Genomic DNA, 8276 nt, shown 5'->3' on the forward strand with positions numbered 1-8276 from the left:
GACGACGGGAGTTTGACGACATCCCCTAGTCGCCGACGCGCTGAGGGTCTGGGCTCAGGCCGTGCGTCGCGCGGACTGTCTGGGCTCCCGCGCCGGGCCGCACACCGTCGCCGTGCCCGCCGCCTTGAGGGCGCGCCTACGGCCGTTCCACACCAGCCGGAAGGCCAGCCGGGTTCTGGAGCAGTTGGCCGAATTGACCTGGGAATCTACGGATGGATTGCCCCACACATCCGGTCAACTTGCCGTCCAGAATGGTGATCACAAGGGCGACAAGGACGCCGGCTACTAAAGGGAGCGCACTCAATGAGCAGCATTCGTACCGATTTCGCGCCGACAGTGACTCGGGCCGCCGAGGCGGAGATGACGAGCGACCCCAGCAGCGTGATGACGCTGCTGGCGGACTCCGAGGCGACGGGCGGTCTGCTGACCAGCTACCGCTCGGCCTTCGCGGAGGGGGCGGTGGGAGCGCCGGCACACTTCCACACCCGGGCCGCGGAGATGTTCTATGTCATCGATGGATCCCTGCGCGTTCTGCTGGGGGAGGCGGTCACCGTGCTGAGCGCGGGTGACTTCCTGCTCGTTCCGCCGCACACCCCGCACGCCTTCGCCGCCGCCCCGGGGTGCACGGCGGATGTGCTGTTCACCTTCACTCCGGGGATGGCGCGCTTCGACTACCTGCGGCTCCTGGGCCGGGTGATGCGCGGCGAAGCCGACTTCGAGGAGATCAAGGCGTCCTCGGAGCGCTTCGACAACCACTACGTCGACAGCCCCGTGTGGAATGCCGCACTGGCCGCTGTCTGAACCGCATCGGTGGCCCCCGCCCGGGCAGCCAGGAGACCGTCGTGATCATGCCGGGGCGGCGCCACCCGCCTGCCGCCGCTCATCCGCCAGCTGAAGTGCTCACTGGGCGGCACATTCACGTCTGCCAGAGCCCCGTAGCAGTTTGGTCCGGCCGACCTACCGCCTTTCGCCGCGGACGGCGCTCACCGGCCTGCCGCACACCTGGCGGCGGTGAAGCCAGATCTCGCGGCTCGGAGCACAGGCCGTGCAGCTGATGGGAGCGAGCACACCGCCTCCATGGGGGAGCGGTGCCCCATGAGGCGTCATGCTTGGGCGGTCTGCACAAGCAGGTCCGGAGTCGGGACGGTCGTGAGGGTCAGCCCGACCGGGAGGAAAGGCAAGTGATGACCGAGCCCGCCCGCCAGTATGGGCTGATGGCCATTCTTGGCCTGCCGGCCCTCGCCTGGTGCGTGCGTCAGGCCAGACGTTCGAACGGCTACTGACCTTTGAAGCGTGGTGTCGTCATGATGGTGCGCGTAGGCCGGTGCCGGTGAGGCATCCGTCGAGGACGTCGTGTCGGTACTGGAGCGGGCGTGGACCGCGTCGGACGGCGGTGATCAGGTCGTCGGTGTCGGGGTCGGCGAAGGCACGGTTCGCTGTGGTGTGCGCCGCAGCACGGACTAGGATCCAGCCGCAGCAGGACGCCCCCGCGCCGCCTACGGCCTGCGCCGACTGCGACCGGCGTGCGTGAGGGCGTCGGCGAGCTGGTCGTGGGTCATGGCGGAGCGGCTCTCGATGAACGGGCTGGCGTACCCGATGTTCTCCCCCGGGCTGCCCGGCCACCTGCGTGACGTCCTCAGGACGGCGGCAGTGGAGGCGCGCGCGGCGAAGAAGGGGGTATGGGGCGTCGACAGGACCTACGACGGGGCAGTGGTCGACGACATCGACTCGATCACGGACACCGCGGCCGGCCAGGTGGTCCTGCCCGAACTGTTCCGCCGGCTCACGGACTACCTGGACTCCAGGACCGGCTCCTCACTCGGAACGCTACGGACCGTGGCGGACGGTCTACACCCGCTTCCGTCGCTACGCCCGAATCGCCGCGTCGCCCACGGTCTGGCAACGATGGTTCTCGGCTGGTAAACGATCGTTGAGGGAAGTCGCGGCGGCACGTAGAGTGCGGGCAGCGCCAGAGATCTCGTACCTCCACGGCCCAGGGAGCACCTTGGTGGCGGCATCACCGCAACTCGCGGACACCGTCCGGCGATTGGAAGAACTCATCCAGGAACAGGACCTGGACCGGTCCTCGCTCCTCGACCCCCGGGACCTCGCGGCCAGGACCGCGCTGCCCGAGCCCACGGTCCGCGCCCTCCTCCGGGGAGTCACCCCGCCCGGGGACACCGTCCCGCAGCGGTTCTCCGCGCGCATCCGCGTCCTGGCCGAAGCCAACCTGCGCCGGACCGGCAGGAAGATGGCGGCACTCGCCGCCGAGGTCGGCGCCGACCTGGACGTCTCGGACGTCTGGGCCCGTCTCATCCTCGAGGGCAAGAAGGTGCCCAACATCGAGCACCTGCACAAACTCGCGGAGTTCTTCGGCCTGGAGGACGGCGAGGCGTTCTTCACCGCCCCCGCCGACAAGGCCCTCAACCGCGCCCTGCTGCCCCTCCTGGCCGAGCTGGAGAACCCGGAGAAGGACCCCGTCGAAGCCCTGCTGAGAAAGTACGGGGTCCGGGCCGCGGACCTGCGCCGGCACGGCTCCCTGACACCCGAGGCGCTGGACAGGCTGCTGGAGGGAGTCATCCATTCGGTGCTGCCAAGAAAGGAGGACACCGACCGGTGAGCACCAGAGCGATGAAGGCTCTCCTCGCCTACCTCGGCAAGGAAGCCTCGAAGATCATCCAGCGCCCCGCCGACCCGCCGACCGTCATGCACGGCTTCTGCCAGGCGATGAGCGTCCGCCGCGGCCGGCCCGTTCAACTGGCGCTGCGCGCCTTCCCCGACGACATCCCCGTCTCCGGCATGCGCATCGACTGCGGGGACCGCTCCATCATCGTCGTGGAGGAGCGCGCCGTCCCCGAGTCCCAACTGGTCATCCTCGGACACGAGTTATGGCACGAGGAACAGGGCGAGTGCCCCCACCACATCGCCGGCCTGCCCGCGGCCACCCGCGCGTTCGCCGGCCGGCCCACCACACCCGACCTCCTGCGGCGGGCCGCGGAGGCCATTCTCGCCGCACAGGAAGTCCCGCGTCACGCCCTGCTCGCCGTCGCCGGACGAGCCGAGTCCGCGGACGACCACGAGGTGGACGCCGAGACGTTCGGCCTGCTCTTCGGCCGCGAGGTCCGCGCCTGGATGGCCGGCCGGCACGCGAGAGGCCCGGTCAACCCCACCACGGTCGAAGGGCGGATCAACCTCTCCCTCAGCCATCGCGGCGGGCAGATCCTCGGATGAACCTCAGCGAAGTCCACCTCCCCTACGCCCTCCCCACCGTGCTGCTGCTGGCCGGGCTCGGCGCGAAGTTCCCCACCTTCGTACGGTCGTGGCGCAATCCCGACGCGCGCGCGACCTGGCTGGTCCTGCTGTGGGCCTCCGGCGTCTTCCTGTCCGTGGCACCCGCCAGCATCCACGCGATCAACACCGTGACGGGCGTGCCGAACTTCGCCGCCCCCTGGTCGTACTCGCTGCTCACCGGATTCTCCGGCGCCTGCCTCGCCATGATCATCACCTGGCGGGAAGAACCGTCCCCCCGGCGCCGCCGCCGCGTCCGCTTCGTCTGGGCGATCCACGCGGGCACCATCACCGCCCTGTGGATCACCTTCGTCCTGGCCGACGTGCCCGAGGAACGCATCTACGACCTGGACACCTACTACGCCACCACCCCGTGGATGCGCGAGCACATCCTGCTCTACCTGCTCGAGTTCCTCATCTCCACACTCGTCGCGACCTACATGATCTGGACCTGGATCTACCAGGTCGGCGCGCGATGGCTGAAAACGGGACTGCTCTTCCTCCAGACCGGATACGCCTTCGGGGTCGTCTACGCCCTGGCCAAACTGACCGCGGTCGCGGCCCGCTGGACGGGCACCGACTGGGACTGGCTGTCCACCTACCTGGCTCCCCCCTTCGCCATCCTCGGCGCCACCCTGGTGGCCGTCGGCTTCATCCTCCCCGTCATCGGTCCCTTCCTGCAGACCTGGCCGCGCGAACAACTCGCCTACTGGCGGCTGCGGTCCCTCGCCCAGGTCATCGACGACGTGGCCCCGTCCGCCGTCCGGGCCAGGGTGAGCAGGTTCGCCCCCCTCGACCTGCGTCTGCTGCAACGCCAGCAGCACATCCACGACGGCCTGCTGCGCCTCGCCCCCCACCTCGACCACGAGCTGTACCGCAGGGCCTACCAGGCGGCGTCCGCCCGGCACGACGAGGCACGGGCCCGCGGGCTCGCCGGCGCCGTCGCACTCCGGGCGGCACTCGGCTCCTACGGCAACGGCGCCCAGCGCGAGCCGGGCGAGCGGCCCTCCCACGTCGGTCACGACATCACCGACCACCTGGAGGCCATCTCCCGCAGCCTCAGCCGCCCCCGCGCCCTGGAGGACCTCCACCGGCGAGCGGTGGAGGCCGGGTTCGCGGTTCGGCCGGACAGGGCCGGCCACATCGATGAACAGAAAGCGTGAACGCACATGACCGACAGATCCGCCAGCAGCCGGCCCACCGCGGTCGTCATCGGCGCGAGCGCCGCCGGCCTCTTCGCCGCGGCCGCCCTCGCCGAGTTCGCCGAGGTCACCGTCGTCGAACGGGACGTCCTCCCGGACTCACCCGAACCCCGCCGCGGTGTCCCGCAGTCCCGCCACGCGCACCTGGTGTGGAGCGGCGGCGTGAGGGCCTTCGACGAGCTGCTGCCCGGAGTCACCGACGAGATCGTGGCCAGGGGCGCCCGCCTCGCGCACATCATGGGCGACATGGTCTCGCGCGCCCCCAACGAGGTCTGGTTCCGGCGCTTCACCGCCACCCATCACCGCAATCTGGTCTGCTCGCGTCCGCTCCTCGACGCCGGGCTCAGCGCCCGCGTACTGCGCGACGAGCGCATCACCCTCCTGCCCCGCGCGAACGCCCTGGGACTGACCGGCGACGCCTCCCGCGTCACCGGCGTCCGGGTCCGCGTCGGGGACGAGGAGCGCGCCCTGACCGCCGACCTCGTCGTGGACGCCTCCGGCCGCGGCTCACGCGCGCCCCGATGGCTCACGGCGCTCGGTCTGCCACCGGTCACCGAGCGGGAGGTCAACGCCGGTGTCGCCTACGCCACCCGCCTCTACCGCGCGCCCGGAACCACCGCGGACACCGGCTTCCCGCTCGTCAACGTGCAGGCGAACCCGGCCAAGGCTCCCGGCCGGGGCGGCATCGTCCTGCCCGTCGAGGACGGGCGGTGGATCGTCACCCTCTCCGGCACCCGCGGCGGGGAGCCCACCGGCGATCCGGACGCGTTCGTCGACTTCGCCCTCGGCCTGGGCGACCCCGTGATCGGGGACCTGCTCAAGAACGCCGAACCGGTCGGCGGCGTCGCCACCACCCGCAGCACCGCGAACCACCGCCGTTACTACGAGAAGACAGCCCGGTGGCCGGACGGCTTCACCGTCCTCGGCGACGCCATAGCCAGCTACAACCCCGTCTACGGACACGGCCTCACCGTCGCCGCCCAGTGCGCGCTCGCCGTCCGCGACGTCCTCCGCACGACGGACCTCACCGCTCCCGGCACGGCCCGTCGGCTCCAGCGCGCCGCCGCCCGCCCCGTGGCCGCCGCCTGGGACCTCGCCGTCGGGCAGGACATCTTCTACCCCGGCGCGGCCGACACCCCGCCCACGGCCCTCGAGAAGTACCTCGCCGCCTTCGTCGACCGCTGCGTGGAGACCGGCGCGCGCAGCCCTCGCGCCCTCGCCGCCCTCCTGGACGTGATGAGCCTGGAGAAGCCGGCCACCCGGCTGTTCTCACCCGACATGCTCATCCCCATGCTCCTCGGCCCGAAGAAACCTTTCCTCCAGGGCCCGCCGCTGACCGAGCCGGAACGGCGGGCCGCCCTCGGCTGACCTGTGGCGGGGCGGGACGCGGGAGAAGACCGGTCGGCACCGGCCGGTCTTCTCCCTCAGATCAGCGGGTCTTCTTCAGGGTGATCTTCCCGGCCTTCTTGGTGAACAGGGCACCGCCGGCGCTCATCGAGACGAGCACGCTGTACCTGCCTGCCGGGAGATCGGACACGTCCACTCCGCCGGCCCCCGTGGTGAAGTACCCGGAGTCGTAGTTCCCGAGATCACCGGGCTGCTTGTGCGGCCGTACGGCGTCCGGATTCTTCCGCACGCCCAGGGGAAAGGAGTGACATCCGGTCTTCCCCTGGAGCACCAGGTAGTAGAAGGCGTGCGCGTCCCGGTCGGCATTCCTTCCGGGCACGAAGAAGACGCCTTCCGTGTGAATCCTCCGGTCGCGTTCCTCGAGTTTTCCGGCGGAGAAGGCCACGCCATCGGAATCGAAACCGATGATGCTCCGCTTGACCAGCTTGAGGCCGCCCTTGCCGCCCCGGAAAAGCAGCTCCGAGTCGCCGCAGACCTGGCGGCGGTCCACCGCGTTCTGCGAGATCAGACGGGTCCGCCGCTCGATTCCCTCTTTCTCGCTCGTGATGCAGACGGACACGTCGTAGGTGCCCTGGGGCAGCTCCGTGAAGGTCAGACCGCCCTGGGAGGCGAATCCGCCCATCTCGTACTCGCAGAAGTACTCGTCGAAGTAGTCCCGGTAGAGCCTGATCTCCTTGGTCGTCTCCAGCGGGTACACCCAGGTCTCGCCGTCCTTCTCCAGGACGAGCCGCTTGGTCTCCTCCGCCGGCCCGTCGGGCGACTCGCCCGGCAGGAAGGCGTGCCCCTTCAGCTCCAGAACGCCGTCCGTGAACACGGCACGGTTGAGCGTGGCCAGGGCGGTGTCGCGCTGCCGCAGCTCGGCGAGGTGTTCGGCGGCCTCCTCCGGGTCCGCGGAGTAGTTGCCGATCCGGACGTCCCCCCACCGGGGTGCGACGCCCTCCGTGAGGGAGTACACGATGCTCAGGATCGACGGCAGCGCCTGCCGCACCACCTCGTCGTGCCGGCGCACGGTGGGCGATTCCACGAAGAGGAAATTGAAGTTCTCGTACTCCCGCAGCGCCGGAAGATAGTGCTTGACTTCCTGCTCGTACTGGTAGTCGCCGGGGGAGGAGACCACATAGATGTTCCGCTTGTGATCCGTGTCCTTGTCGAGGAGATCCTTCATGACGGCATCCATGACGGCCACGTTCTCGTCGGGCTGCCCCTCGCCGAGAACGGCGTCCCCGAGCTGGCCGTGGCCCTTCGAGTAACTTCCCAGGAAGTACTGCGGAGTCGATGCCACGATGTTCTTGTAGTCGTACTTCAGGCCGTAATAGAGCGCGGCACTGCCGCCCTTGGAAGCGCCCAGGAGGGTCACCTCGTCCCGGGTGAGCCGCAGCCGCCGCATGTGGTCCTCGATCAGCGCCTGTATGGAATCCGTGACGCTGAAGTCCATGTTCCGGGCCACGTAGTACGAGGCCCCGTCGTCGAAGTGATCACGGATCCTGAGGATGTTGCACTTCACGCTCTCCAGCGCGTTGCCGAATCCGTACTTGCTGCCCACGGAGGAAAAGACCACCAACAGATGCCGGCGGTCGCCCTGGGCCGGGCGGAACTGGAACTCCACCGGCCACTTCCCGTGCACCTCCACGCTTTCCTTATAGGGCCGGTTTTTCTGCGTCGCGTAGTTGGGTGACAGCGGGGGCAGGGAATTCTTCATCACGGCAGGCGGACTCTCTGGCCGGGTGTTCGGACGGGTCGTGCTCCGGCGGAGTATACGGAGTGGTCATCTGATGGTCATCCAGAAGTCAGGACGGCGAACATTCCCCGCACCCGGGAACCGTCCGGCGCGCTCCAGGCACCGGCGACATGGCCGGCCGCTCCCTGGGGCAGGACGGGACGGCCGTCCGGGACCGGCCGCAGGGCCCGGTGCAGCCGCAGGACCGTGCCGGGCGCGACCGTCAGCTCGGTGGCCTCCCGGTCGTCGGTGACGGCGGTGGCTGCGGCCACGGAGGAGTCCGTGAGGAGCGGGCCGTCACCGGTGCGGGAGCGGGTGACCTCCCGGTCGGGGGTGTCGCTGGCGTTCTGGTCCTGGGCCTGCGTACGGCCCTCGATCAGCGCGAACAACTGGGCCACCAGCACCGGATCGTGGCAGCCGTCGTAGGCCCAGCGCCGCCCCAGCACTCCGTGCTCCATGGTGCCGACCAGGGCGTGGTCCGCTCCGTCGAGCGGCGCCCCCCGGTACGTCAGCGGCACGAGATAGGCGGCCGGGGCGGCGCCGGAGGTGTCGGTGACCACCATGAACTCGATGCCCACCTCACCCTGCGGATCGTCCAGCCGGAAGCCTCCCGCCTTGGCCAACTGCGGTCCGCCCGCGCCGCCGTGGTACCACGGCCGGGA

The 8276-nt window shown here is 69.9% G+C and carries 8 protein-coding genes; 6 read left to right on the top strand and 2 right to left on the bottom strand.

Annotation, left to right across the window (positions count from 1 at the left end; translation table 11 throughout):
• The first annotated feature begins 303 nt into the window (after positions 1-303).
• The 6 genes from CCN42_RS09880 (at position 304) to CCN42_RS09910 (ending at position 5858) form a co-directional block, all read left to right on the top strand.
• Positions 304-801, top strand: a complete 498-nt coding sequence (locus CCN42_RS09880) for a cupin domain-containing protein (RefSeq protein WP_086734641.1) — start codon at positions 304-306, stop codon at positions 799-801.
• 756 nt (positions 802-1557) lie between these two features.
• Positions 1558-1923 carry a hypothetical protein gene (locus CCN42_RS09890; RefSeq protein WP_169731429.1) on the top strand — a complete coding sequence of 122 codons (366 nt, stop codon included), beginning with the start codon at positions 1558-1560 and terminating at the stop codon, positions 1921-1923.
• A gap of 124 nt (positions 1924-2047) precedes the next feature.
• Positions 2048-2620, top strand: coding sequence for a hypothetical protein (locus tag CCN42_RS09895; protein WP_245877211.1), 573 nt, complete (start codon positions 2048-2050; stop codon positions 2618-2620).
• Positions 2617-3231, top strand: a complete 615-nt coding sequence (locus tag CCN42_RS09900) for a toxin (protein WP_169731431.1) — start codon at positions 2617-2619, stop codon at positions 3229-3231. Before CCN42_RS09895 ends, CCN42_RS09900 begins: the two co-directional genes overlap by 4 nt.
• Entirely contained in the window at positions 3228-4451 is a 1224-nt protein-coding gene (locus CCN42_RS09905) for an MAB_1171c family putative transporter (RefSeq protein WP_086734651.1), read from the top strand. The genes CCN42_RS09900 and CCN42_RS09905 overlap by 4 nt, the downstream gene beginning before the upstream one ends.
• A 6-nt stretch (positions 4452-4457) precedes the next feature.
• The gene (locus CCN42_RS09910) at positions 4458-5858 is read left to right on the top strand and encodes an NAD(P)/FAD-dependent oxidoreductase (protein WP_086734652.1); all 1401 of its coding nucleotides are present in this window, start codon (positions 4458-4460) and stop codon (positions 5856-5858) included.
• A gap of 61 nt (positions 5859-5919) precedes the next feature.
• Here the strand turns inward: CCN42_RS09910 and CCN42_RS09915 are convergent, their stop codons facing one another.
• Together CCN42_RS09915 and CCN42_RS09920 are read right to left on the bottom strand one after the other, a co-directional pair.
• Complete coding sequence (locus tag CCN42_RS09915) at positions 5920-7527, bottom strand: hypothetical protein (RefSeq protein WP_245877212.1); 1608 nt, start codon at positions 7525-7527, stop codon at positions 5920-5922.
• Between the two features lie 146 nt (positions 7528-7673).
• Positions 7674-8276 (bottom strand): maltokinase N-terminal cap-like domain-containing protein (locus tag CCN42_RS09920; RefSeq protein ID WP_086734654.1); only part of this gene is annotated, 603 nt, incomplete at its 5' end.

The organism is Streptomyces glaucescens, assembly GCF_002154375.1.
GTDB lineage: Bacteria > Actinomycetota > Actinomycetes > Streptomycetales > Streptomycetaceae > Streptomyces > Streptomyces glaucescens.

Bases quoted from the DNA above. Each gene is read 5' to 3' on its own strand.
- CCN42_RS09880 (WP_086734641.1), top strand. From the start codon at position 304: ATGAGCAGCATTCGTACCGATTTCGCGCCGACAGTGACTCGGGCCGCC.
- CCN42_RS09890 (WP_169731429.1), top strand. From the start codon at position 1,558: ATGGCGGAGCGGCTCTCGATGAACGGGCTGGCGTACCCGATGTTCTCC.
- CCN42_RS09905 (WP_086734651.1), top strand. From the start codon at position 3,228: ATGAACCTCAGCGAAGTCCACCTCCCCTACGCCCTCCCCACCGTGCTG.
- CCN42_RS09910 (WP_086734652.1), top strand. From the start codon at position 4,458: ATGACCGACAGATCCGCCAGCAGCCGGCCCACCGCGGTCGTCATCGGC.